The sequence below is a fragment of the Streptomyces sp. NPDC090088 genome (assembly GCF_044747345.1).
Taxonomy (GTDB): Bacteria; Actinomycetota; Actinomycetes; order Streptomycetales; family Streptomycetaceae; genus Streptomyces.
On the sequence record NZ_JBIVDZ010000005.1, the window covers coordinates 320,053 to 343,115 of the forward strand.

General features: G+C 71.2%; 22 protein-coding genes. 15 read left to right on the forward strand and 7 right to left on the reverse strand.

The window, feature by feature from the left end; genetic code table 11:
• Nucleotides 1-105: 105 nt before the first annotated feature.
• Nucleotides 106-1,005, reverse strand: a complete 900-nt coding sequence (locus tag ACIPSJ_RS25410; RefSeq protein WP_401349180.1) for a LacI family DNA-binding transcriptional regulator — start codon at nucleotides 1,003-1,005, stop codon at nucleotides 106-108.
• 364 nt (nucleotides 1,006-1,369) lie between these two features.
• Between ACIPSJ_RS25410 and folP the strand changes: the two genes are divergently transcribed.
• The 6 genes from folP to ACIPSJ_RS25440 all read left to right on the forward strand — a co-directional run bounded on the left by folP (nucleotide 1,370) and on the right by ACIPSJ_RS25440 (nucleotide 7,962).
• A complete protein-coding gene (folP, locus tag ACIPSJ_RS25415) occupies nucleotides 1,370-2,260 on the forward strand; it encodes a dihydropteroate synthase (RefSeq protein ID WP_401349183.1) in 891 nt (296 codons plus the stop codon).
• A 113-nt stretch (nucleotides 2,261-2,373) separates the two neighbouring features.
• Entirely contained in the window at nucleotides 2,374-3,720 is a 1,347-nt protein-coding gene (locus ACIPSJ_RS25420; RefSeq protein ID WP_401349186.1) for an aminomethyl transferase family protein, read from the forward strand.
• A gap of 83 nt (nucleotides 3,721-3,803) precedes the next feature.
• Nucleotides 3,804-4,676: a methylenetetrahydrofolate reductase gene (locus ACIPSJ_RS25425; RefSeq protein WP_401349189.1), complete on the forward strand. Its 873-nt coding sequence runs from the start codon at nucleotides 3,804-3,806 to the stop codon at nucleotides 4,674-4,676.
• Nucleotides 4,673-5,581, forward strand: coding sequence for a formyltetrahydrofolate deformylase (purU, locus tag ACIPSJ_RS25430; RefSeq protein ID WP_359219860.1), 909 nt, complete (start codon nucleotides 4,673-4,675; stop codon nucleotides 5,579-5,581). The genes ACIPSJ_RS25425 and purU overlap by 4 nt, the downstream gene beginning before the upstream one ends.
• A 251-nt stretch (nucleotides 5,582-5,832) precedes the next feature.
• Complete coding sequence (locus ACIPSJ_RS25435) at nucleotides 5,833-6,696, forward strand: bifunctional 5,10-methylenetetrahydrofolate dehydrogenase/5,10-methenyltetrahydrofolate cyclohydrolase (protein ID WP_401349191.1); 864 nt, start codon at nucleotides 5,833-5,835, stop codon at nucleotides 6,694-6,696.
• Between the two features lie 75 nt (nucleotides 6,697-6,771).
• Nucleotides 6,772-7,962, forward strand: a complete 1,191-nt coding sequence (locus tag ACIPSJ_RS25440) for a chorismate-binding protein (RefSeq protein ID WP_401349194.1) — start codon at nucleotides 6,772-6,774, stop codon at nucleotides 7,960-7,962.
• Here the strand turns inward: ACIPSJ_RS25440 and ACIPSJ_RS25445 are convergent.
• Both ACIPSJ_RS25445 and ACIPSJ_RS25450 read right to left on the reverse strand, forming a co-directional pair.
• Nucleotides 7,850-8,914, reverse strand: a complete 1,065-nt coding sequence (locus tag ACIPSJ_RS25445; protein ID WP_401349197.1) for a cobalamin-independent methionine synthase II family protein — start codon at nucleotides 8,912-8,914, stop codon at nucleotides 7,850-7,852. The genes ACIPSJ_RS25440 and ACIPSJ_RS25445 overlap by 113 nt on opposite strands.
• 142 nt (nucleotides 8,915-9,056) lie before the next feature.
• Nucleotides 9,057-9,692: a TetR/AcrR family transcriptional regulator C-terminal domain-containing protein gene (locus ACIPSJ_RS25450; protein WP_401349200.1), complete on the reverse strand. Its 636-nt coding sequence runs from the start codon at nucleotides 9,690-9,692 to the stop codon at nucleotides 9,057-9,059.
• 296 nt (nucleotides 9,693-9,988) lie between these two features.
• Here ACIPSJ_RS25450 and ACIPSJ_RS25455 point away from each other — a divergent pair, with 296 nt between their 5' ends.
• Nucleotides 9,989-11,128: an MBL fold metallo-hydrolase gene (locus ACIPSJ_RS25455; RefSeq protein ID WP_401349203.1), complete on the forward strand. Its 1,140-nt coding sequence runs from the start codon at nucleotides 9,989-9,991 to the stop codon at nucleotides 11,126-11,128.
• A 211-nt stretch (nucleotides 11,129-11,339) separates the two neighbouring features.
• Here ACIPSJ_RS25455 and ACIPSJ_RS25460 read toward each other — a convergent pair whose 3' ends face one another.
• Nucleotides 11,340-12,059, reverse strand: a complete 720-nt coding sequence (locus tag ACIPSJ_RS25460; protein ID WP_401349206.1) for a hypothetical protein — start codon at nucleotides 12,057-12,059, stop codon at nucleotides 11,340-11,342.
• Between the two features lie 86 nt (nucleotides 12,060-12,145).
• On the reverse strand, nucleotides 12,146-13,480 hold the full coding sequence (locus tag ACIPSJ_RS25465; RefSeq protein WP_401349209.1) for an aminotransferase class I/II-fold pyridoxal phosphate-dependent enzyme: 1,335 nt from the start codon (nucleotides 13,478-13,480) through the stop codon (nucleotides 12,146-12,148).
• A gap of 589 nt (nucleotides 13,481-14,069) precedes the next feature.
• Between ACIPSJ_RS25465 and ACIPSJ_RS25470 the strand changes: the two genes are divergently transcribed.
• The 4 genes from ACIPSJ_RS25470 (at nucleotide 14,070) to ACIPSJ_RS25485 (ending at nucleotide 18,942) form a co-directional block, all read left to right on the forward strand.
• Nucleotides 14,070-14,948, forward strand: coding sequence for a hypothetical protein (locus ACIPSJ_RS25470; RefSeq protein WP_401349212.1), 879 nt, complete (start codon nucleotides 14,070-14,072; stop codon nucleotides 14,946-14,948).
• 520 nt (nucleotides 14,949-15,468) lie between these two features.
• Nucleotides 15,469-16,395 carry a LacI family DNA-binding transcriptional regulator gene (locus ACIPSJ_RS25475; RefSeq protein WP_401349215.1) on the forward strand — a complete coding sequence of 309 codons (927 nt, stop codon included), beginning with the start codon at nucleotides 15,469-15,471 and terminating at the stop codon, nucleotides 16,393-16,395.
• A gap of 236 nt (nucleotides 16,396-16,631) precedes the next feature.
• A complete protein-coding gene (locus tag ACIPSJ_RS25480; RefSeq protein ID WP_401349218.1) occupies nucleotides 16,632-17,993 on the forward strand; it encodes an aminomethyl transferase family protein in 1,362 nt (453 codons plus the stop codon).
• 4 nt (nucleotides 17,994-17,997) lie between these two features.
• Nucleotides 17,998-18,942 carry a LysR family transcriptional regulator gene (locus ACIPSJ_RS25485; protein ID WP_401349221.1) on the forward strand — a complete coding sequence of 315 codons (945 nt, stop codon included), beginning with the start codon at nucleotides 17,998-18,000 and terminating at the stop codon, nucleotides 18,940-18,942.
• 22 nt (nucleotides 18,943-18,964) lie between these two features.
• Here ACIPSJ_RS25485 and ACIPSJ_RS25490 read toward each other — a convergent pair whose 3' ends face one another.
• Nucleotides 18,965-19,132: a hypothetical protein gene (locus ACIPSJ_RS25490; protein WP_401349224.1), complete on the reverse strand. Its 168-nt coding sequence runs from the start codon at nucleotides 19,130-19,132 to the stop codon at nucleotides 18,965-18,967.
• A gap of 56 nt (nucleotides 19,133-19,188) precedes the next feature.
• The gene (locus ACIPSJ_RS25495; protein WP_401349227.1) at nucleotides 19,189-19,782 is read right to left on the reverse strand and encodes a TetR/AcrR family transcriptional regulator; all 594 of its coding nucleotides are present in this window, start codon (nucleotides 19,780-19,782) and stop codon (nucleotides 19,189-19,191) included.
• Nucleotides 19,783-19,879: 97 nt separating this feature from the next.
• On the opposite strand from ACIPSJ_RS25495, the gene ACIPSJ_RS25500 reads away from it, so the two are divergent.
• The 4 genes from ACIPSJ_RS25500 to ACIPSJ_RS25515 all read left to right on the forward strand — a co-directional run bounded on the left by ACIPSJ_RS25500 (nucleotide 19,880) and on the right by ACIPSJ_RS25515 (nucleotide 23,040).
• Nucleotides 19,880-20,551: a hypothetical protein gene (locus ACIPSJ_RS25500; protein WP_401349230.1), complete on the forward strand. Its 672-nt coding sequence runs from the start codon at nucleotides 19,880-19,882 to the stop codon at nucleotides 20,549-20,551.
• 197 nt (nucleotides 20,552-20,748) lie between these two features.
• Entirely contained in the window at nucleotides 20,749-21,585 is an 837-nt protein-coding gene (locus tag ACIPSJ_RS25505) for a mycofactocin-coupled SDR family oxidoreductase (protein WP_401349233.1), read from the forward strand.
• Nucleotides 21,586-21,610: 25 nt separating this feature from the next.
• Entirely contained in the window at nucleotides 21,611-22,807 is a 1,197-nt protein-coding gene (locus tag ACIPSJ_RS25510) for a cytochrome P450 (protein WP_401349236.1), read from the forward strand.
• Nucleotides 22,804-23,040, forward strand: a complete 237-nt coding sequence (locus ACIPSJ_RS25515) for a ferredoxin (protein ID WP_401349239.1) — start codon at nucleotides 22,804-22,806, stop codon at nucleotides 23,038-23,040. The genes ACIPSJ_RS25510 and ACIPSJ_RS25515 overlap by 4 nt, the downstream gene beginning before the upstream one ends.
• The last annotated feature ends 23 nt before the right edge of the window (nucleotides 23,041-23,063 follow it).

Here is a 23,063-nt window from a genome sequence, read left to right on the forward strand (position 1 = left end):
ATGGAGGGGTGCGTCCCGCGGTGCGGCTCCGAGGCGGAAAGCCGCTCGCCGCGGCCGGCGCGGGCGTGACCCCGGACGGGGGTGAGCCGAGCCGCCGGCCGGCGGTCAGGCCGACTCGCGCACGACGATCCGGGCGGGCGGCGGGCGGAGGCCGCTGGTCTCCAGGCCCAGGGCGAGGCGGGCGCTGAGCCGGCCGTGCGCCTCGGCGTCGATGCCGACCGTGGTCAGCGCGGGACTGGCGTACGCGCCGAACCCGTTGTCGTCGAAGCCGATGACGGCGAACTCGTCCGGCACGCGGCGGCCGAGGTCGCGCAGCGCCATGAGCACGCGCAGGGCGACATCGTCGTTGAACCCCGCGAAGGCGGTGACCTCGGGTGCGCCGGCGAGGAATCTCCCGACGGCCTCGGCGCAGGCGGCCCGGTCGCGCGGGGTGGCAAAGGAGACCGGGACGGGGACGTCCATGTTCATCGCGGCGTGTCCGGTGAACTTCAGGCGGGCCGCGGCCAGTGGGGCCTCGACGTCCGGGAGCGCCACGGCGACCTGGGTGTGGCCGTGTTCCACGAGGTGACGGAGTTGCAGCGCGGAGTGGGCCGCGAGCCCGTCGCGCCAGCCGCCTCCGAGGTCGTGGAGGTCGTCGCCGGTCAGATACGTCTCACCGAAGCGGATGACCGCGCGAGGGGCGATGGCGTCGAGTACCTGCTGGGTGGAGCGTGGCGTGTGGCGGCCGTGACGGACGAGCAGAACGTGGTCGTGGGCGGCGAGTTCGGCATCGAGACCGCGGACGTAACTGGAGGAGTAGGTGCCTTCCATGCCCGTGTCGATGTTCAGGACGACCACACGTGAGGAGCCTTCGCGCAGGGCCTTGGCGACCCCGTGCGGCACATAGCCGAGATCGCGGGCGGCCTGCTGGACGCGGTCACGCGTCGCGGCGGAGATCGTCTGGCGCGGATCGTCGTTGAGGACGAAGCTGACGGTGGCACGGGAGACGCCGCTGGCCGCGGCCACATCCTTCAGCGTCACTCTTCGGGAAGCGCCCATCACCCCTGCTCCGATGCGGTCTGCGCCGCATCCTCCTCCGGGCCGGCGCGTTGCCATTCTAGGGACCCGCCCGTCACGCGCGTGGCCGCCGCCCGGCCTGACACCTTCCACACCGGCTCGTCCATGCCCGACGGCTTTCCACGAAGGGCTAGATCGATTTAGTGAACTCATGTAACGTGACCGGCATATCGATTGAGCAGTGCCTGCCCGCAGGTCCCGATCCGCGGGCCGAGGAGGTTCCCGAGCCGTGATTGAGATGGAATCCCCTGTCACCCTCCGGCCGGCGTCCGAGCTCCCTGACGGGCTTCCGCGTCCCGGCAGGTGCCTCGTGATGGGGATACTGAACGTGACGCCGGACTCGTTCTCCGACGGCGGCCGCCATGTCGGCGCGCGACGCGCGGTGCGCCATGGTCTGCGGATGGCCCGAGAAGGCGCCGACCTCGTCGACGTGGGCGGGGAGTCGACCCGTCCGGGGGCCGAGCCGATCCCGGTGGCGGAGGAGCTGTCCCGGGTCGTGCCGGTGGTGCGGGAACTGGCCCGCGCCGGAGTGCCGGTCAGCGTCGACACCATGCACGCCGAGGTGGCGTACGCCGCCGTCGAGGCGGGGGCGTGCCTGGTCAACGACGTCAGCGGCGGACTCGCGGACCCCGCGATGGGGGCCGCCGTCGCCGAACTGGGCGTCCCCTACGTCGTGATGCACTGGCGGGCGCCGAGCCGCGAGATGGATCGTCACGCGATCTACCGGGACGTCGTGGGCGAGGTCGTCTCGGAGCTTCTCCGGCGTGTCGACGCGCTCGTCGCGGCGGGGGTGGATCCGGGGTGCGTCATTCTCGACCCCGGCCTGGGCTTCGCCAAGCACGCGGGCCACGACTGGCGGCTCCTCGGGGAACTGCGCACCGTGCGGGCCGCCGGTTTCCCGGTGCTCGTCGGTGCCTCCAGGAAGCGCTTCATCGGCGCGGCGCTGAGTGGGTGCGTGGACGGCGGGTCCGCGCCCCGCGCCAGGGACGCGGCGACCGCCGCCGTCTCCGCGCTCGCGGCGGCCGCCGGGGCGGCCTGTGTGCGCGTGCACGATGTCCGTTCCAGTCTCCACGCGGTCTGCATGGCCGCGGCCTGGGCCGACGGTGGCCGGATGTTCTCGCCCGGAGTGGCCCGCAGGACGCCTGACGAGAAATGTGCCTCATGGGTCTCGCCGGAGAGAGCGGCCTCTGCTAGCTTGCGCTAGATCGATTTAGCCCCAGCTCATCCCTGTCCGCGCGGGTCGCCGTCGGACCATCACTAGATCGATTTAGTCGCCGATTCAGTCACCTGATGGATCTCCATGAAAGAAGGAGCCGCATGGCAATCCCCAGCCTCCAGGACGGCATCGACAAGGCCGGCTCGCCGATCGACCTGCTGTGGAAGCCCGGCGCCGAGCCGTGGACCCCGGAGGTCGTCGCCCGCGAGTACCACGGCTGGCGGCAGGAGCAGACGGCCTGGCACGAGGGCGTCGCGCTGCTGAACCTGTCGCACCACATGTACGACCTGTGGATCGAGGGCCGCGACGCCACCCGGCTGCTCGCCGACCACGGCGCCAACAACTTCGAGAAGTTCGCCATCGGCCAGGCGAAGCAGTACGTGCCGGTGACCCGCCACGGGCACATCGTCACCGACGGCATCCTCGCCCGGGAGGCCGAGAACGCCTACCTGCTCAGCGGCATCCCGGCCGCCCAGCACTGGGTGCAGTACCACGCGGAACAGGGCGGCTACGACGTCGCCTTCGAGACGGACGCCTCCAGCGCCTTCCGGCCCGGCGGCGGCGATCCGAAGCTGTTCCGCTACCAGATCCAGGGACCGGGAGCGCTCGAACTCATCGAGAAGGTCTTCGGCGCCCCGATCCCCGAGACGAAGTTCTTCCACGCCACGCCGGTCACCCTGGACGGCCGTGCCTTCAAGGCGCTGCGCCACGGGATGGCCGGCCAGGCCGGCTACGAGTTCATCGGCCCCTGGGAGCACGCCGCCCACGTGCACGAGGCGTTCCTCACCGCCGGCGAACCCCTCGGCCTGATCCAGGTCGGCGCCCTGGCGTACGCCACGCCGAGCGTGGAGAGCGGCTGGATCCCCTCGCCCGTACCCGGCATCTACTCCGACCCGGAGCTGGCGGAATACCGCCAGTGGCTCCCGCTGTTCGGCATCGAGGGCAAGCGTCCGCTGAACGGCAGCTACTTCTCGGAGGACATCGAGGACTACTACGTCTCCCCGTACGAGCTGGGCTACGGCAAGCTGATCCACTTCGGCCACGACTTCCTGGGCCGCGACGCCCTGCTGGCGGCCAAGGAGGGCACCGGCCTGCGCAGGAAGGTGACGCTGGTCTTCGACCCGGACGACGTGCGCCGTGTCCTGGGCGGGGGAGCGGACCCGGGCTTCGTGCTCAGCTACGCCCGCCACCGGGTGGAGACCTCCGCGGGGCTGGCCGGCGTCACCATGCAGACGGCCTCCATCGACCCGGTCGGCACGCTCCTGTCGCAGACGCTGATCGACGCCGCGCACGCCCAGCCCGGCACCGAGGTCGCGGTGGTCTGGGGCGAGCACCCCGGAGCCGGTACGGACCCCGAGGCCGACCTCGGGTTCCCGCGCATCCGCGCCACCGTCCAGCCCAGCCCGTACGACCGCCACGCCCGCACCGAGTACCGCCGCAACGCCTGACGCGGAGCAGTACCCCCGCGGTCCGGCCGGCGCCTCACCGCACGGCTGCCGGCCGGACCGCGTCCCACACCACTAGGAGCACGATGAGCCAGCTCAGTACGGCTTCCGCGGCGGTCAGGACGTCGCTGCTGGAAGACTTCTCCCTGGAAATGACCGGCAAGGACGTGTCCAAACTGGAGGAGGCCAGCCACCTCATCCCGCAGGGCACGCGGATCAACGTCACCTTCCTCGGCAACGAGAACCTGCCGATGCGGCTGGACGCCGCTCGCGCGGTCAAGAGGCTCGGTTTCGTGCCGGTCCCGCACTTCTCGGCCCGCCGCCTCGGCTCGCGCGCCGATTTCGAGCAGTTCCTGGCCGGACTCCGGGCCGACGGGACCGAGACCGACGTCTTCGCCATCGGCGGGGACCCCGCCCGCCCCGAGGGCCCCTACGAGGACTCGCTCGCCCTGATCGAGTCCGGCCTGCTCCGGGAACACGGCGTACGGCACGTCGGTATCAGCGGCTACCCGGAGGGCCACCCCGCCATCAGCGGGGAGAAGCTGTGGTCCGCGCTCCGCGACAAGAGCGCGGCCATAGCCGCCCAGGGCCTGGACGGCAGCATCATCACCCAGTTCGGATTCGACGTCGATCCGGTCCTCACCTGGGTCGAACGCGTCCGCGACGAGGGCATCGACCTGCCGATCCGCATCGGCGTCCCCGGCCCGGCCGGGGTACGCCGACTCATGGGCTACGCGGCCCGGTTCGGCGTCGGGACCAGCGCGTCCATCGCCAAGAAGTACGGCCTGTCGCTCACCAACCTGATGGGCACCGCCGGCCCGGACCGGTTCCTGCACGCCCTGGCGGACGGCTACGACCCGGAGCGGCACGGCACGGTGAAGATCCACTTCTATACGTTCGGCGGGCTCAAGGCCACCTCCGAATGGATCGGCCAGTTCAGGAAGGACGCCCGCGCATGACGATCACGCAGACCGCGCCCGCCGGCAACGCCGGCAAGGGCAAGGAGGCGGACCACCAGGCGTCGCTGATCGTCCAGGGCGCCGACGCCACCGGCATCGTCGCGGCGGTGACCTCGGTGCTCAGCAGGCACGGCGCGAACATCGTCTCCCTCGACCAGTACTCCGACAACCCGCAGGGCGGCGCCTTCTTCCAGCGCACCGTCTTCACCCTCCCCGGCCTCCAGGCCGTCCTGCCCGCGCTGCGCGCCGACCTCGACGAGCACCTAGCGAAGGAGTTCGCGCTCAGCTACACCCTGCGCGACATGTCGGCACCCAAGCGGGTCGCGATCTTCGCGTCCAAGTCCGACCACTGCCTGCTCGACCTGCTCTGGCGGCACCGGCAGGGCCAACTCCCGGTCAGCATCCCCATGGTGATCTCCAACCACCCCGATCTGGCCGAGGAGGTACGGTCGTTCGGGATCCCCTTCTTCCACGTCCCGTGCCAGGGGGCCGACAAGTCGGCGGCCGAGGCCGAGCACCTGCGGCTGCTCAAGGACAACGTCGACTTCGTCGTCCTGGCCCGCTACATGCAGATCCTGTCCGGCGACTTCATCGCGAAGGCCGCGGTGCCGATCATCAACATCCACCACTCCTTCCTGCCGGCCTTCATCGGCGCCGGGCCGTACGCCAAGGCCAAGCAGCGGGGCGTGAAGCTCGTCGGGGCCACCGCGCACTACGTCACCGAGGACCTCGATGAGGGCCCGATCATCGAGCAGGACGTCGTCCGCGTCACCCACGCCCACACCGCCACCGACCTCACCCGCCGGGGCGCCGACGTGGAACGGGCCGTGCTCTCCCGCGCCGTGCTGTGGCACGCCGAGGACCGGGTGATCCGGGACGGCAACCACACCATCGTCTTCTCCTGAACCACCGTTCACTCGTACCCCCCGACAGGGAAACCCGCCCGGAACAGGGACAGGTGGTCTTGTCGTGCGCCGGAACAGGCCGTCGGGGCGGCGGACGCGGCACACGCGGCGGACTTCCGCACGGCCCGCCGCGGTGCTCGCCGCCGCCCCGATCCCCGGCGCCGTACACCGTGGCCGCACCAGGCCGCGGTCCCCGCACGCAGTCCTCTTCACCGGGCGAATCGTTCACCGGCAGAAAGCGGTTCGCCACCATGACACACACCATCGACGGCGCGGAGATCGCCCGCGCCATACGGACCCGGGTCGCCGAGCGGGTGGCCGCGACCGCGGCCACCGGACCGGTACCAGGCCTCGCCACCGTCCTGGTCGGCGACGACGCCGCCAGCGCCGTCTACGTCGCCGCCAAACGCCGCGCCATCCGCGAAGCCGGCATGCGCGACGTCCACCGTCATCTACCGCACCAGGCCACGCAGGCCGAGGTCGCGGCGGTCATCGACGACCTGGCCGCCGACCCCGACGTCTCCGGCATCCTCCTCCAACTGCCCCTGCCCGCACAGCTCGACGCCGCGCCGCTGATCGACCGTATCCCCGTCACCAAGGACGTCGACGGCCTGACCACGGCCAGCGCCGGCCGACTGGCCCGGGGCGAACGCGGGTTGCGCCCGTGCACGCCCAGCGGTGTCATCGAACTCCTCGACGCCGAGGGCGTCGAACTCAAGGGCGCCCGCGTCGCCGTGGTCGGCTGGGGCGAACTCGTGGGCCGTCCCCTCAGCCAGTTGTTGCTGCGCCGCGGGGCCACGGTGACCGTCGCCCACGAGTTCACCGCGGACCTCGCCGCCGTGACCCGTCCGGCCGATGTCGTCGTGGTCGCCACCGGCGTGCGCGGCCTGATCGGCCAGGAACACGTCAAGCCCGGGGCGACCGTCATCGACGTCGGCATCCACCGCACGCCGGGCGGCCTCACCGGCGACGTGCGCGCCGCCGAACTCGACGGCATCGCCGGCCGCATCACCCCGGTTCCCGGCGGAGTGGGCCCGATGACCATAGCCATGCTCCTGGTCAACACACTCCAGGCCGCCGAATGGAGCGCCGGACGCGAAGCCGTCCCCGCGTAGTCGGCGCATGCTCGCGCTCCGCCGGGCGCCCCCGGACCAGTTGGCCGCCCACATGCGCACAGGAAGGCGCTGGACATGAAGGATCTCCCACCCGTAGCCCGGTTCGGCGGACGTGTCATGACCGGACTCCTCGACGTCACCTCCGACCCGGCGGCACTCGACTCGCGGGGCATGTGGGCCGTCGTGGCCGGTTTCGAAGGCCGGCTGACCTGTGCCCGCTTTCGTGATGCACGGCCGCTGCCGCGACGCGCGGTCCCCGCAACCCGGTGGAACGGGCCCGGACGGGCCGAGTGGTCGACGTCCCTGGACCGGGCCGCGTACACCGCCGGGGTTCGGCGCATCCGCGAGCACATCGCGGCAGGCGAGGTGTACCAGGCCAATCTGTGCCGCGTCCTTTCCGCCCCCGTCGCCTCCGACGCGGACATCGAAGCCCTGGCCGACCTGCTGGCCTCGCGCCACCGGGCGCCGTACGCCGGGATGATCAGACTGCCGGAGCACGGCATCGAGGTGGCGACGGCTTCCCCAGAGCTGTTCCTCCGGCGGACGGGGAGGGTGATGGAGTCCGGTCCCATCAAGGGCACCGGACGCACCGAGGCGGACCTCCTGGAAAAGGATCACGCCGAGAACGTGATGATCGTCGACCTGGTCCGCAACGACCTCGGCCGGGTCTGCGCGACCGGCAGTGTCACCGTCCCCGGACTGTGCGCCGTCGAGAGGCATCCGGGGCTCGTGCACTTGGTCTCCACCGTCCGGGGCGAGCTGCGGGACGGTGCCGGCTGGGCAGATCTGCTGGCGGCCGCGTTCCCGCCGGGCTCGGTCACCGGCGCGCCGAAGGCGAGCGCCCTGCGGATCATCGAGGTGCTGGAGACGGCACCGCGCGGCCCGTACTGCGGTGGCGTCGGATGGGTCGACGCCGACCGTCGCACCGGCGAACTCGCCGTGGGCATCCGCACGTTCTGGATCGACCGGGCGCACGGCCGACTTCTCTTCGGGACCGGAGCGGGCATCACCTGGGGGTCGGATCCCGACCGGGAGTGGGAGGAGACCGAACTCAAGGCGGCCAGACTCCTGGCCATCGCGTCCCACGTCGAGCCGGGACAGACACCGGCCGACCACCTGCCACCGGGGTCGGACGACGGCCCTCGAACGCCCGTCAGCCCCACACCAGGCGGGCCGTCTCGGCCACCAACTCCAGTGTGCGGCGCTGGTCGTCGACGGTCAGCGGGTTCCCCCGACCCGTCGAGGCGAACCCGCACCGCGGGCTGAGGGCAAGCTGCTCCAGGGGAATGTACTGGGAGGCCTCGTCGATACGGCGGCGCAGCGCGTCGACCGACTCCAGCTCCGCCACCTTGGACGACACCAGACCCAACACCACGGTCTTGGTGGGCGGAACGAACCGGAGTGGCTCGAAACCGCCGGGGCGCTCGGTGTCGTACTCAAGGAGGAAGCGATCGACCTCGACCTCGCCGAAGACGCGTTCCGCGATGTGCTCGTAGCCTCCCTGGGCGGACCGGGCACCGTGCATGTTCCCGCGGCAGAAGTGCAGGGCGACCGTCACCCGGGGCCGGTGCGAACGCGCCGCGCGGATCAGGGAGTTGTCGGTGTCGATGACATGGCCGAGATGGCCGTCCAGGTCCTTCACCCGGCGCGTCCGGGCGGCTTCGGGACCGATGGTGGCCCAGTAGGCCGGGGAGTCGAGCTGGAGCCAGGTGACTCCGGCGCCGAGCAGGTCGGCGATGTCCTGCCGGCGGATCCCGGCCAGTGCGGCGACCGCGTCCTCGGGGGTCGGGTAGACGGCGCCGGACACTCCCGGCCGCCAGAAGCCCGCCGCCATGGTGGGACTCGCCATGGTGATCTTGTACGGTCCGGGGGAGTTGCCGGCCAGCCACCGCGCCTCGGTGAGCGACAACGGCGTCCGCCGGAACAACGGGGCGCCGATCGAGACGGGAGCGCCCCCGCCCTCCGCCGCGGGCACCAGGCCACCGACGGTCTCCACCACCGAGGCCATGAAGTCCTCGCGCCGGACCTCGCCGTCGGTGAACACCTGCATCCCGGCGTCCCCCTGCACCTTGAGCGCGGCGGCCGCGGCAGCGTCCTCCAGCTCACGGAGACGTTCGGCCGTCATCGCGCCCCGCCGGAACTCGGCACGGGCCGTGAGGAGTTCGGCAGGGCGCAGCAGGCTTCCCACATGCTCGGCCCAGATGGTCGTCGTACCCATGGGTCATCCCTCCGTGCGGTGCCCGAAGCGCGCGCCGGCGTCTGCCGACGATGGCAGCGACCGTACGGTACGGTACGGTACGAACGGAGGACAAGGGGCAGGCCGCCGGACGACATCCAGACCCGGGCACCAGACCCGGGTATCAGCCCAGGCCGTCGGCCCCGGGGACGGACACCCCGCGGAGGAAGACCCGCACCGCCTCGACGACGGACGCGCGCACCTCGGCCTCTGTCAGCTTGTACGGAGCACCGGTGAGCAGCCTCATCTGGGCGTCGCCCAGCATGGCCTGGTACAGCTGCGCCGCGGCGCGGACCGGATCCTCGACCTCGATCAGACCGTCGTCGTACGCCTGCCGCAGGCTGCGCCCGAGCACCGCGTACCCTGCGCCGGGCCCGTGCTCGAAGAACGCGTCGCCGATCCCCGGGATACGTCCGGCCTCGGCGGTCACCAGCCGGTGCAGGGCGATGGCCTGCGGGGTCAGGACGATCGAGGCGAAGTGCTCGCCGAGGGCCACCAAGGTGTCGGAGAGGCTCCGGCCGCTCGGCGAGAAGGCGTGCAGGGGATCCGACCACTCGTCACAGAGCGACTCCACGGCGGCGCGGAAGAGCGCGCTCTTGTCCGAGAAGTACCGGTAGAGCGTTCCCTTAGACCCGCCCACCACCGCCAGTACATCGTCCATGGAGACACCGCTGTAGCCACGCACGATGAACAGCTCCCCGGCTGCCCGCACGATGAGTCGCCGCCGGTCCGTCGCGGTCATTCTCCGCTCGCTTGCCATGTCCTGGATGTTATGGGACGGCGCAGGGCCGCCTTCCTGCGGTTCGGCCCGGCCTGCTCCCGGCGCGCCGGCTCGGGGGCGCAAGCGGCAAACGCGGTACCTAATGTTGCGCTGCCGGAAGGACCGTTTCGTACCGGGCTGTGGACAGATCACGGGCCGCTGGACACCGTGGCACAGCGACAGGAGAGATCACGGATGTCTCCTGTCGCGTCGACGCAGCCGTGAGTCCTCTCGTTCTCACGCCTGTTCCGGTGAGCCGAAGAAAGGTCCCGAGAATGTGCCAGGCCGCGGATTCCATGTCGCTCAGCAACCGTGACGCAGCCGAAGCAGGTCCCGCGCCGCAGCAGACGGCCACGCGCAGGACGATGCTCGCCGGACTCGCCGCCACCGCGGCGGCGGCCGCCGGGCAGTGGAGCGGTACCCAGACCGCTGCCGCGGCCACGGCACGATCCGTGTCCCGGTCCGGCGCGCCGCTCTCCCTGACCCTGCTGGGCACCAACGCCGGTCCGGCGCCGCTGGCCACGCGGTACGGCATCTCCTCCGCCCTGGTCGTCAACGGCAGGACCTACGTGGTCGACTGCGGACGCGGAGCCGTCAGCCAGTACCTGCGCGCGGGCCTGTCGATGCCGTCGCTCACCGGCATCTTCCTGACCCACCTGCACGCCGACCACGTCGTGGACTACTTCGCCTTCCCCATGCTCGCCGCCGGCGCCTCGGGCGGTGTCGGCTTCGCCGCCCCGATCGCCGTCCACGGGCCCGGCCCGGCGGGCGTCGACTCGACCGTGGCCGCCGCTTCCGGCCCGGTTCCGGGCACGGTGGCGATGACAGAGCTGGCGGCGCGGGCGTACGCCGCGTCCCCCACCTTCTTCATGAGCGAGCACGCGGGCATCGACCCCATGACGCTGCTGCGCGTCCACGACGTGCTGCCGCCGGCGAGCACCGGCGCATCGGCGACGGACACCGCACCGGACATGGCCCCCTTCACCGTCATGGAGGACGACGACGTCAAGGTCACCGCAGTGCTGGTCCCGCACGGCGCGGTGTTCCCGGCGTACGCCTACCGGTTCGACACCGAACACGGCAGCGTCGTCTTCTCGGGAGACACGGCACCGACCTCGAACGTGGTCGGACTCGCCCGGCACGCGGACGTCCTGGTCCACGAGGCCGTCTACCCGGCCGGGCTGGCGGGCCTGGGGCTGCCCCAGGCCCTGATCGACCACATTCTGGCCACCCACACGGACGTCGCCGACCTCGGGCGGATCGCGGCGCGGGCCGGCGTGCGGACGCTGGTCGCCACCCATCTCGGCCCCGGTGACCCGGCGGTGGTCCCCGACGCGACCTGGCGCAGGCTGCTCAAGGACAGCGCACGGCGAGGCGGCTTCACCGGGCGGGTGGTCCTGGGCGAGGATCTGCTGCACCTGCCCGTCGGAAGGTGAGCCCCGGCCGACATGGCCGACCGCGACGCCGCGAAAGAGGTCCTGTTCCCGCTGGGTCTGACGCACCCCGAGATCACCCTCGTCGGGCCGACTCCGGCTATGCCGGACGGCACGCGACTACGAACGGCTCATCCAGCACACGGAATCACCGAACACCTGGGCCGCGGTCAGGCCACCTTCCCACGCCCCGGCGAACAGCACCGGCGCCGTTTCAGCGGCCGGTGTAGGCCGCGGCGAGCCGGTCGAGGAATGTCATGAGCTTGGCGTTCATCTCGGTGTAGTCGTTGGCGCGCAGCTGATCGGGCTGCTGGACGAAGGGCCGGTCGGCGAGTAGGGCCAGGTCCTTCTCATCGTGCTCGATCAGGGCCTCGACGCAGTCCGGGGTGAACTCCATGTGGCACTGGAAGCCGTACACGAAGCGGCCGTAGGCGACGATCTGGCGGGGGCATCCGGCACTGGTGGCCAGCACCGTCGCGTCGCCGGTGAGGCCCGGCATGTCGTTGTGCCAGTGACCGGTGTGGAAGGAGTCTTCGAAGCCGGCGAGGAAGGGGTGCTCGCGGCCGGCGGCCGTGAGGGTGACGGGGAAGGAGCCGATCTCCGTGTTCGGGCTGGGGGCCCAGGTGGCGCCGAGCGACTCGCCGACAAGCTGGGCGCCCAGACAGATACCGATGACCGCCTTGTCCGCCTCGATGCAGGAGGAGATGAGGGCCTTCTCCGCGGCGGCATCGAAGTGCGCGCACTCCTCGACGGTCGTGCCGGGCTGCTGAGGGCCGCCCATCACGATCAGCAGGTCTATGCCCTGGCTGGACGAGGGGAGCGGGTCGCCCTCGTGGACCCGCGAGAATCCGAGGTCGTGCCCCCGGGAGACGGCCCAGTCCTCGAAGGCCCCCGGGGCTTCGAACGCCTCATGGACGACGATGTGTGTGCGCATGGCTGTGCCGGCCTCTCTGTTTCTGTGTGTCATGGCAGCGGTGTGCTGCGGTGGCTGATGCCGCCCGGCGGAATGGCCGGGGCGGGTCAGGCGGGGTGGACGGGGAGGACGGGGAGGACGGGGAGGACGGCGGCGAGGTCGTCGGTGAACTCGCGTGCCTGTTGCGCGGTGAGCGTGGAGGTGGTGACCCGGATCTCCTGCCCGGTACCGGTCCCGGCGGCGAAGAGGTGGCCGGGCTGGACCGCCCACCCGCGCCGGGCCAGCGCATCCGCGACCGGACGGGCCTGCGTGCCCAGCGGCACCCAGACGTTCAGCCCGTCCGGCCGGTAGCCGGCCGGACGGCCGAGGCCCCGCTCGCCCAGCGCGGCGAGCAGCAACGCGCTGCGCTCGACGTAGGCGTCGCGCGCCCGGACGGTCTGACCGAGCACCCGCGGATCGCTCACCAGCCGGTACACCGCGTGCTGCAGCAGCCGGCTCACCCACGTCGTCCCGGTGTTGAGCCGCGTCCGCAGACGCTGGGCACTCTCCTCGTCGGTGGCGACGATCGCGAGCCGAAGATCCGGCCCGAGGAACTTCGACACCGAGCGCACCAGCGCCCACCGGGACATCCCGGGCGGCGTGATCCGGTGGTACGGCGTGCTGGAGACGGCCCAGAAGTGATCATCCTCGATGACCAGGACCTGGGGATGCGCCGCAAGGACCGACCGCAGTTCGGCGGCGCGCTCGCGCGTGACGCTCACCCCGGTCGGGTTGTGGGCCCGAGGCGTGCACACCACCGCCCGCACCCCGCCGTCCAGCGCTGCCCGCAGCGCCGTGGGCAGCATCCCCTCCTCGTCGACCGGGACCGCGACGGTGCGAAGACCGTTCAGCCGCAGGGTGCCGATGCTGGCCAGGAAGCACGGATCCTCCACCGCGACCGCATCACCCCTGGTGAGATAGGCGTTCAGCAGCCGTTCCGTCGCGTCGACCGCGCCATGCGTGACAAGCACCCGGAAACCGTCCACGGTAACGTCCGGCGCGAAACGCTCCCGCGCCCAGGCGGCCAGGTCCGGATCGAGAGCCGCCGACCCGTAGAGCGCCGGCCGATACGCGCCACCGTCGAGGGCCTGCAGCACATCGGGGAGCAGCTCCGGGTCGGGATTACCGCTGGCCAGGTCGATCAGACGGCCGCCGAACCACGCTCCCTCGCCCGCCAGTTGCGGCACCCCTGTCACGACCGTCCCGCCGCGGCCGCGGGTCTCCGCCTCGCCGGCGGCCACCAGCTGCCGGTACGCCGAGGCCACCGTGTTCCGGTTCACCCCCAGCTCCTCGGCCAGCTTGCGCACGGGCGGGAGCAGGTCCTGCGGCGCCAGCCGACCCGACGCGATCAGGTCCCGCACACTGCCCGCGATCTCCGTCGCCGTCGTCCCGCTGATCCGCACCGGGAATCACCTCCTCCCGCGACCATAGCATTCGGCATAGGTCATAAAAAATATGTCCTATGCCAAATGCTCAGCGTAGGAGGATGCGGTCCGCAGCTTCTCCTCGCATCGCACAATGGCCCGTGCTCCCGCCCGATTCCGGCTCGGCGAGCCGTTCACCCGAGCGTCCACACCAGCGAGGGCATCGTCGCCGGGCAGGCCACGTCCGTTTACCGGACCACGGGTCGGGTCCGGAGGAAGATCCGGCATGCCGAGACCGTGGTGAGCCCCGCATTGCCGCCGCTCCCGGGCTGGTGGTGGAGGTTCTGGCCGGGACGCCCCGGCACGCCGTGGTGACGGTGACCCGGCTGCGCAGTACGTGAACCGAGCCGTGTGGCTTGGGCGCGAGGAAGCGACCGGCTCGTTGCGCGTCGGTATCGCCCCCCGGCGGAGTGGGGGATGGCGCCGGGGTTGGCGGCCGTACGTTCCGGCATGACTTACCCGCTGCGTCGGCATCCACGTTCTTCGACAGTGGCGCCAAGGTGGCGGTGCGCTCGCCTCGGCTGCGCAACGATGGGTTCCTGCGGCGATCGGAGGACAGGGGGGCCTGATGGCGGCGTGGGGGGAGCGGGCGTCGGTCTGGACGGTGTCGGCGGCACCGGTGGGGGTCGGCTTCGGGATCTGGGTGGGCCTGGTGGCCACGTCCCAGTACCGAGAGGCAGATCTGTGGCCCGTCTGGGCGGTGCTTGCCCTCGGCTTGACCTGCGGTGCAGGGGTTGTCTTCGCGGTTGGTGCCCAGCAGTGGCGCGGTCTGCCCGAGGGCGAACGCCGATCGCGGCGCGAGGCGGCCGTCGTCGCGGGCGCGGTGGCGCTGGTTGCAGTGCTCTATGCAGTGGTGGTGGCCTCGACGGATGACCGTCCGGGAGCGTGGCGGGGGCCTCTGCTGGTGGGAACCGCTCTGCTCGGCGCAACGCCCATGGTGTGCGTCGCCCACTCGATTTGGAAGGCAGCGGGCACGGACCGGAGCGCCACGGCCGCGGGCGAACTGCTGGAGTGGCTGCTGGCTCGCCGGCGGACCATGCGGGCCGCGGTGACCGGCCTGGGTGCGCTGGTCGCGCTGTCCACGCTGGCACTGGGGGCAGTTGTGCGGATGCAGGCTGAACTGGTGAAGGCGCACACCATGGCCTCGGCCGATGCCACCCCCTTTGAATACGTCCTGGTCTTCGGCGGCGTGGGCACTCTCAACGTGGCCATCACCTACGCACCGGCCGCCATCGGGCTGCGCCGCCAGGCGCATCTCCTCGCCGAGCGGCTGTTTCCGCTGACCGGCACCGATGAGCCGACACAGCTTCTTGAGCGTGCCGAACAACGTGCGAGATTCGAACAATTGCTGGGTGCCGAGGCGGGTCCGTTTGCCGATCTCCAGGCTGGCATCGTGGTACTCACCCCCTTACTGGCCAGCGCTGTCGCGGTGTGGCTGCCGCACTGAGTCACACGTGCACACCTGTCAGGAACGCGGGCCAACCGCGATGCGCAGTCGGCCGTTCGCGTCCCCGTCGGCCGTGATGGTCTTCGCCCCGTTTCTCTTCGCCTTCACGAGGCGGCCGCCCCGCGCACTCACCGCGGCCGGGGCATCGGCCCCATGCACCCAGGTGGTTTGGCCGTGCCGGATCGGCTCAGGCGGTACAACGCCGATGACATCCTCGCCGCGGGCTCCGAGCCCTTCCACGGTCCCGGCGCGCACATGAAGACCTCCGCGCACCCGCCGTCGCCGACGACAAGGTGAGCGGGCCGGGGCAGAAGCAGCGCCTGGAGGGCGCCGGCCGCGCCGCCGTGGAACTCGTCGAAGTCCAGCCCGGGCGTCCGCCCCGGCCGAAGAGGCCCGGTGCGGGCATGCGCCGAGCAGGCCCCAGCGCCCGCAGCTGAAACGATCCAGTCCCGTAAGGTTGACGGACAGCCGATGCACGGTGGACAGCCGATGCGCGCGCAGGAGAGGGAGTCCGTCCGACATGGCCCGTTCTGGCCGGGTGACGTTGACCGATGTGGCCGAGGCGTCCGGCGTGTCGCGGGCGACGGTGAGCTTCGTGCTCAACGACGACCCACGGCAGACGATCTCCACCGCCACCCGCGAACGCGTCCTGGCGGCCGCCCGGGACCTCGGGTACGTCCCGCACGGGATCGCCCGGGCACTGCGTGAGGGGGCCTCGCGCATCGTCGTGCTCAGCGTCGACCACGGCCTGGAGGGCAACTTCTCCCGGAGCTACGTCCTGGGCCTCGACGAGGAACTGGCCGCACACGACCACGTGCTTCTCGTCCGGCACGGGCGGGCGAGACCGGAGAACCTGAAGAAGATCCTCGACACCATCGCCCCACGGGCGGTCCTCCGGCTCGGTGAGGCCTACATGCGGGGCGACCGGCCCGCCGACGAGGACTGGGAGCGCGGATTCGCCTTTAACGCCGGCCTGCAGATCGGCTACCTCGCCGAACGAGGACACCGTCACATCGCCATGGCCATGCCCGACCACGACTTCCCGCTGACCGAGGCGCGCCTCGGATTCGCCCGGGAGGCGGCCCGGCGGCTGGGGCTTCCACCCCTGGAGCGTCTCGTCGTACCGCAGCCGCGAGGGGCCGGCGAGGCCGCCGTGGCGGCGGCGCTCGCGGCGCACCCGGAGGTGACCGCCCTCGCCGCGTTCGACGACGACATCGCGCTGCGCAGCCTCACGGCCCTGCGCGATCTCGGACGGCGGGTGCCCGACGACGTGGCCGTGATCGGCTTCGACGAGACGGAGTACGGCTCCCTGTCCACTCCCGCCCTCACGACCGTCCGCATCGATGCCGAGGTCCTCGGGCGGATCGCGGCGCGCGAGGCCCTCGGCCTCGACACCGCGGGCCTGTCCCCGGTGCCGGGCCGGATCGTGGTGCGCGAGTCGGCCTGACCTCGCACGGGCCACCCCACTGCTCGGAAAACCGGTCTGCGAAAACTGGTCTCCGACGGGTTCTTCGCCGTCGGCGGAGGCGTCTGCTACCGTCGCACTTAACCGATCTAGTGACGTGATCTGATGGCTTCTTCGTCATGGACGAGCGAAGGGGTCACGCGCGAGACCCGCGCCTTGGCCGGTACGACCGGGACGGGGCGGCGAGAGTCACCAGCGCCCGCGAGCAGGAGAGTGTCATGGGTACAGCCGACATCCAGCGCACCACGTACGACGCGGTCCGGCGGTTGAAGGGCGCCCCCTTCATCGCCCAGCGGCCTGCCTATTTCAGTCCCGCCGCGGCGGCCCAGGACGCGAGCAACACCCGGGGCGGCTTCGGCGAGTTCGCGCAGACCCTGCTGCCCCTGGAGTACACGGACTGGACCGAGGAGAGCGCCGCGCATGTGAGCGCGTGCTACCTCGGGGACTGGTCCAGCCTGCACAAGGTGCTCGTCAGGGGACGGGGAGCCCGCGACTTCCTCTCCTGGCTGGGCATGCGCGACCTGACCCGCTTCGAGTACGGGCAGATCAAGCACCATGTCCAGCTCGACGAGCACGGCCGGGTGGCCTCCGAGGGCATCCTGTGCCGCCTGGCCGAGGAGGAGTTCCTGTACACGGCCGGCAGCGGGGACTGGCTGATCTGGCAGCTCGGCCGGGGCGACTGGGACGCCGAGGCCCTGGACGTCAGCCCCGAGCGGTTCATCTTCGGCGTCCAGGGGCCGGCGTCGCTGGCGACGCTGGAGAAGCTGACCGGTGAGAGCCTCCGGGACATCGGCTTCAGCCGGAGCCGGATGTCGCGGCTCGCCGGAGTGCCGGTACGGCTCCTGCGCACCGGGATCTCGGGCGAACTCGGCTACGAGATCCACGGTCCCGCCGAACAGGCCGGCGAGATCTGGTCGGCGACCGTCGAGGCCGGCCGTCCGCTCGGGATCAGCCAACTCGGCCTGCGGTCCCAGCCGGTGCAGCACATCGAGGCCGGTATCGCGACGAACGGCCTCGACTACCTCCCCGCCTCGATCCTCACCCCGGGGGCGCCCACCCAGTTCAGGACCGGCAGGCCCGGCGGCAGCTACGTACCGGAGAACGGCATCACGGACTACTTCCGCAAGCCGGCCGAGCTCGGCTGGGGGTTCCGCAAGGGGGTGCCCGGCCGGGACTTCCTCGGGCGGGACGCGCTGGCGGCGGACGCGGTGGGCGGCGGACCCCGGCGGACCCTCGTGGGGCTGCGCTGGAACACGGCGGACGTCGTCGGCGTCCTCACCGCCGCCCTGGGGGAGGGCGACCTGCCCGAGCCCATGGAGCTTCCCCGCGGGCGGGGCCCCGCCTTCGACCAGGTGCTCGCGGGTGGACGTCCGGTGGGCGTCTCGACAGGGCGGACCGTCAGCGTGAACCTCCGGTCGACCATCTCGCTCTGTGTGATCGACGAGAGCAGCGCGGCACCCGGAACCGAGGTCGTCGTGGTGTGGGGCAGGCCCGGGACCGCGCAGCGCGAGATCAGGGCGACGGTGGTGGCACTGCCCTTCAAGCCGGACCGTCGGCGCACCGACGTGTCGGCGGGGTGACGCCATGGACCGCATGCTCCTGATGAACAGCTTCGTGACCGTCGCGCAGGTGGGCAGCTTCAGCCAGGCGGCCAGGGCCCTCAGCTCCTCGGGGTCGCTCGTCTCGCGCCATGTGGCGGAGTTGGAGCGGCAGGTCGGCGTCCGGCTCGTCAACCGGACGGCCCGCTCGGTCAGCCTCACCGAAGCCGGCGTGCGGTACGCCGAGTTCGCGACCCGCATCCTCAAGGAGATCGCGGCCGAGGACGCCGGCATCGCGTGCGTCCACGACCGAGCCGAGGGGAGCCTGGGCATCGTCTCGCCCAAGTGGATCGGCAGCCTCGACCTCGGTGACGCCATCGCCGCCTTCTCCACCGCCCATCCCAAGATCTCCGTACGGTTCGAACTGGGCGGCCTGTCCGACCGCACCTACGAGTTCCTGGACAGCGGCTTCGACGTCGCCCTGCACACCCGGGACCTACGGGACTCCAGCGTGCACCTCAAGAAGATCACGTCCTTGCCGTTCGTGCTCTGCGCGTCGGCGGAGTACATCGGCAGACACGGGGTGCTCAACCACCCGAACGACCTGTCGGCCCACGACTGCCTCGTGCACGTCAACGAGCCCGTCTGGCGGTTCGGGTACGGGTCCACCTCGACCCTGCACAAGATCCGCAACGTCGCCTACTCGTCCAACTCCTACATCGCTCTGCAGAAGGCCGCCGTGCACGGTCGGGGCATCGCCCTGCTTCCCGAGCGGTCGGTCCACGACGACCTGATCGCAGGCAGACTGCGGGCCCTGCTTCCCGGCCACACGGTGCCCGACCGGCCCCTCTACGCCATCTACGGGCCGGGGCAGCCCGCCCCTCGCAAGATCACCGTGTTCCTCGACTTCCTCGCCCACTGGTACAAGGACAACCCGATCCCCGGCGGTGCGCAAGAGGGGGCGGGGCACGGGCGAGAGGACTCGCGGTGACCGGCGGCGCGCCGGGACACCCTCAACTCCACGGCTCCATCTCGCCGTTCTTCTCCAGCAGCAGCCGCACGAAGTCGGTGACCGGGCCGACGATGTCGAGTTCCTGGTCGAGGAGCCACCGCGACCGGAGCCCGTTGAGTACCGCATGCAGGGAGGCGCCGGAGTAACCGCGCTCGGCGGAGCCGTCCACGACATCCCGCGCAGAGAACCTGCCAAGTGGTCGGATTCTCTCCCGGCCGCACTGTGTCAGTCGCTCGTCGTGGCCCCCTCGTGGCGCTGGAGGAACTGCTCCACGAAGGCGAGTGCCTCGGCGTGACGGGTCGTCATGCCCATCGCGTTCTCCATCATGATGATCCGGCCCAGCGCGTTCGTCAGCATCAGCAGCACGGCCGGGGACACCTCGGACGGCAGCTCCACGCCCGTCTCCGCGAGCCGCCGGGTGAGCGCCGCCAGTTGTGCCTCGCGGTAGCGGTCGGCGAAGGCGGCGAGTTCGGTGCGGATCGCCTTGCGGTGGTTGGCCAGGGCGGCGAACTCCGTGGTCAGCGCGTTGCCCGGGTGGCTGGCGATCCGCCACAGGGTGTGCAGCGGCCTTGGGCCGTCCAGCAGGCGGGTGACCCGCTCCATCTCGTGCTCGCCGCGCCGCCGCAGCATCGCGAGGAACAGGTCGTCCAGCGTGCGGAAGTAGTACAGCACCAGCGCCGGTGCCACCTCGGCCTCGCGCGCCACCCGGCGGATGCCCACGGAGGCGTAGCCCTCCTCCAGCATCAGCCGCTCGGCGACGTCGAGCAGGACCTGGCGCGTCTTGGAGTTCTCGGTGCCCATACGGCGAGGCGCAGTCATGCCGCTCATTGTCCTTGACGGCCCCGGCTCGCACTGTTAAACAGTTGTTCAGCACTCGTGTTAAACACTCGTTCAGCGTGAACGGAGGGCCACATCGATGGCTCGCTCCACGGGTACCCGCGCTCTGCGCGTCGCGGAACCACGACTGTTGACCGGCACCTCCACGCATGTCGCCGACGTCGTACGCCCCGGCATGCCGCACGCCCGCTTCGTCCGCAGCCCGGTCGCGCGAGCCCGCATCAGCGGGATCGACGTGTCGCGGGCGCTCCGACTGGACCGCGTGCACGGGGTGTTCACCGCCCAGGACCCCAACTGCCGTGTGCGCGAGCAGTGGTACACGTTCAGCGGACGCGACGACCCCGACACCCCGCGCCCGCCGCTCGCCGAGGACGCCGCCGAGTCCGTGGACGCCACGCACGCCGGCAACCTGGTGGGAGAGCCGGCCGGACGTCCGAGGGCGGACGTCGCGCCCGACTTCGACCGGGCCCCGCACGAGGTCCGCTCCTTCTGTGTCCGGCCACCCGGCGTCGACGAACACCGGGTACGGGTGGCGATGCGGCACACCGGCGGCGGCTTCGGACAGAAGGTGCTGCCGTGGCGCGAGATCCCCGAGGGCGCCTTCCGCTCCCGCTTCGTCTTCTCCGACACCAGCGGCCGGGCGCCGTACCGCGACCCCTGGCAGTTCGAGTCCACGGCCCGCGAGGACCTCCTCGACACCGCCGCGCCCCTACGACGCGATCACCCCGTACGAGACCTTCCGAGGGACTGAGATCGCTGCAGGTCCTGCCGAAACCCCAGTCGTCGCACCCACCGACCTCGTCGAGGCGGTCGGCGACCCCGAGCGCCCTCCGACGCACTGACCGGTGACCAGGCCTCCCCGCCTCGCTGTCACCGCACCGCAATCCACCCCGCACCGCTGCACCTCACCTCGTTCCATCCAACCCGCGCCAAGAAAGCGAGGCAGTCATGCCCGGACGAGTCGAAGGCAAGGTCGCATTCATCACCGGCGCCGCTCGCGGCCAGGGCCGCAGCCATGCCGTACGGCTGGCCGAAGAAGGCGCCGACATCATCGCTGTCGACGTGTGCAGGCAGCTCGACGGCGTCACGTTCCCCATGTCGACGCCCGAGGACCTTGAGGAGACCGTCAGGCAGGTGCAGAAGCTGGGGCGGCGGATCCACGCCATGCGGGCGGACGTCCGCGACCACGACGCACTGAAGACGGCCGTGGACGACGGTGTCGCCGAACTCGGCCGTCTGGACATCGTCGTGGCCAACGCGGGCCTCGGCAGCGGCGGCGCCACCCTCGACGCCATGGACGAGAAGACCTGGCGCGACATGATCGACGTCAACCTGACCGGCGTGTGGCTGTCCACCAAGGTGTCCACCCCGCACATCGTCGCGGGCGGCCGGGGCGGCTCGGTCGTCCTGACCAGCTCGGTCGGCGGCCTCAAGGGCTACGCCAACATCGGCCACTACATCGCCGCCAAGCACGGCGTGGTGGGCCTGATGCGCACGCTGGCGGGGGAGTTGGGGCCGCACGGCATCCGCGTCAACACGGTGCACCCCACTCAGGTCAACACGCCGATGGTGATGCACGAGGGCACCTACCGGATGTTCCGCCCCGACCTGGAGAACCCCACCGTCGACGACTTCGCGGCGGTCTCCCAGAGCATGCACGTGCTGCCCACCCCGTGGGTGGAGGCGCTGGACATCAGCAACGCCGTCCTCTTCCTCGCCTGCGACGAGTCCCGTTTCGTCACCGGCGTCACCCTGCCCATCGACGCGGGCGCCCTGCTCAAGTGAGTCGCACAGCAAAGGAGTTGTGCCCGTGACCACCGCCGACGCGATCTACTGGGACCCCTTCGACCCCGCCCTCGCCCGCGACCCCTACCCCCTCTACGCACGGCTGCGCGAGGAAGCACCGCTCTACTACAACGACCGGCACGACTTCTACGCCGTCAGCCGCCACTCCGACGTCCAGCGCGGCCTCGCCGACTGGCAGACCTACTCCTCCGCCCGCGGCGACATCCTCGAAATCATCCAGGCGGACATCGAACTCCCGCCCGGCACCCTCATCTTCGAGGACCCGCCCGTCCACGACATCCACCGCCGCCTGCTCGCCCGGGTGTTCACCCCGCGCCGGATCGCCACCCTGGAGCCCCGCGTACGGGCCTTCTGCCGGCACGCGCTCGAACCGGTCACCGGCGCCGAGCGGTTCGACCTCGTCGAGGCGGTCGGCGCCGAGATGCCGATGCGGGTGATCGGCATGCTGCTGGGCATACCGGAGGCCGACCAGCCCGCCATCCGCGACTACACCGACGACACGCTCGGCACTGAGGGCGGCGGAAGGATCAACCACGAGGACATCCTCAGCACGGACGCCTTCAAGGACTACATCGAGTGGCGCAAGCAGCACCCCTCCGACGACCTCATGACCGAGCTGATGACCGCCGGGTTCGAGGACGAGAACGGCGTCACCCGCACCCTCACCGACGACGAGGTCCTCACCTACTGCACGGTGGTCGCCGGCGCCGGCAACGAGACGACCGGCCGGCTCATCGGCTGGTTCGGCGCCCTGATGGCCCGCTACCCCGAGGCACGCCGGGAACTGGCGGCCGACCCCTCGCTCATCCCCAACGCCATCGAGGAGATCCTGCGCTTCGAGCCGACCGGACCGTTCACCGCGCGCCACGTCACCAAGGACGTCGAGCTGTACGACCGCACGGTCCCGGCCGGCAGCGCCATCCTGTTCGTCCAGGCCGCCGCCAACCGCGACCCGAGGCGCTTCGAGGACCCCGACCGCTTCGACATCCACCGGGTCACCCAGCACATGAGCTTCGGCGTCGGCGCCCACTACTGCCTGGGCGCCGCCCTGGCCCGGCTGGAGGGCAGGATCGCCGCCGAGGAGATCCTCGCGCGGTTCCCCGGCTGGGACGTGGACTGGGACCACGCCGAACTGGCCCAGACCTCGACCGTCCGCGGCTGGAAGACCCTGCCGCTCGTCATCGAAGGAGCCCGCCGATGACCGAACAGTGGACGGTCGCCGTCGACAAACGGGTCTGCGTCCGGACCGGGCTGTGCGCGGCCTCCGCGCCCGAGGAGTTCGAACTCGACGAGAGCGGCCAGGGCCGCGCCCGGTCCGGGACCCTCCCGGCCTCCGAACTGGTCCTGGAAGTCGCCGAGTCCTGTCCGATCGAGGCCATCGGCATCACGAGGACGGAGAACGGCGAGCGAATCTTCCCGCCCGGCACCGCCTAGTCCTCCCCGCTGCGGACGACGTC

Excerpts from the sequence above, each read along its gene's own strand:
- ACIPSJ_RS25445 (WP_401349197.1), bottom strand. The coding sequence starts at position 8,914 with ATGGGTACGACGACCATCTGGGCCGAGCATGTGGGAAGCCTGCTGCGC.
- ACIPSJ_RS25475 (WP_401349215.1), top strand. The coding sequence starts at position 15,469 with ATGGCCCGTTCTGGCCGGGTGACGTTGACCGATGTGGCCGAGGCGTCC.
- ACIPSJ_RS25480 (WP_401349218.1), top strand. The coding sequence starts at position 16,632 with ATGGGTACAGCCGACATCCAGCGCACCACGTACGACGCGGTCCGGCGG.
- ACIPSJ_RS25500 (WP_401349230.1), top strand. The coding sequence starts at position 19,880 with ATGGCTCGCTCCACGGGTACCCGCGCTCTGCGCGTCGCGGAACCACGA.
- ACIPSJ_RS25505 (WP_401349233.1), top strand. The coding sequence starts at position 20,749 with ATGCCCGGACGAGTCGAAGGCAAGGTCGCATTCATCACCGGCGCCGCT.
- ACIPSJ_RS25455 (WP_401349203.1), top strand. The coding sequence starts at position 9,989 with ATGTCGCTCAGCAACCGTGACGCAGCCGAAGCAGGTCCCGCGCCGCAG.
- ACIPSJ_RS25515 (WP_401349239.1), top strand. The coding sequence starts at position 22,804 with ATGACCGAACAGTGGACGGTCGCCGTCGACAAACGGGTCTGCGTCCGG.
- ACIPSJ_RS25440 (WP_401349194.1), top strand. The coding sequence starts at position 6,772 with ATGAAGGATCTCCCACCCGTAGCCCGGTTCGGCGGACGTGTCATGACC.
- ACIPSJ_RS25450 (WP_401349200.1), bottom strand. The coding sequence starts at position 9,692 with ATGGCAAGCGAGCGGAGAATGACCGCGACGGACCGGCGGCGACTCATC.
- folP (WP_401349183.1), top strand. The coding sequence starts at position 1,370 with ATGGGGATACTGAACGTGACGCCGGACTCGTTCTCCGACGGCGGCCGC.
- ACIPSJ_RS25495 (WP_401349227.1), bottom strand. The coding sequence starts at position 19,782 with ATGACTGCGCCTCGCCGTATGGGCACCGAGAACTCCAAGACGCGCCAG.
- ACIPSJ_RS25485 (WP_401349221.1), top strand. The coding sequence starts at position 17,998 with ATGGACCGCATGCTCCTGATGAACAGCTTCGTGACCGTCGCGCAGGTG.
- purU (WP_359219860.1), top strand. The coding sequence starts at position 4,673 with ATGACGATCACGCAGACCGCGCCCGCCGGCAACGCCGGCAAGGGCAAG.
- ACIPSJ_RS25420 (WP_401349186.1), top strand. The coding sequence starts at position 2,374 with ATGGCAATCCCCAGCCTCCAGGACGGCATCGACAAGGCCGGCTCGCCG.
- ACIPSJ_RS25425 (WP_401349189.1), top strand. The coding sequence starts at position 3,804 with ATGAGCCAGCTCAGTACGGCTTCCGCGGCGGTCAGGACGTCGCTGCTG.
- ACIPSJ_RS25435 (WP_401349191.1), top strand. The coding sequence starts at position 5,833 with ATGACACACACCATCGACGGCGCGGAGATCGCCCGCGCCATACGGACC.
- ACIPSJ_RS25460 (WP_401349206.1), bottom strand. The coding sequence starts at position 12,059 with ATGCGCACACACATCGTCGTCCATGAGGCGTTCGAAGCCCCGGGGGCC.
- ACIPSJ_RS25470 (WP_401349212.1), top strand. The coding sequence starts at position 14,070 with ATGGCGGCGTGGGGGGAGCGGGCGTCGGTCTGGACGGTGTCGGCGGCA.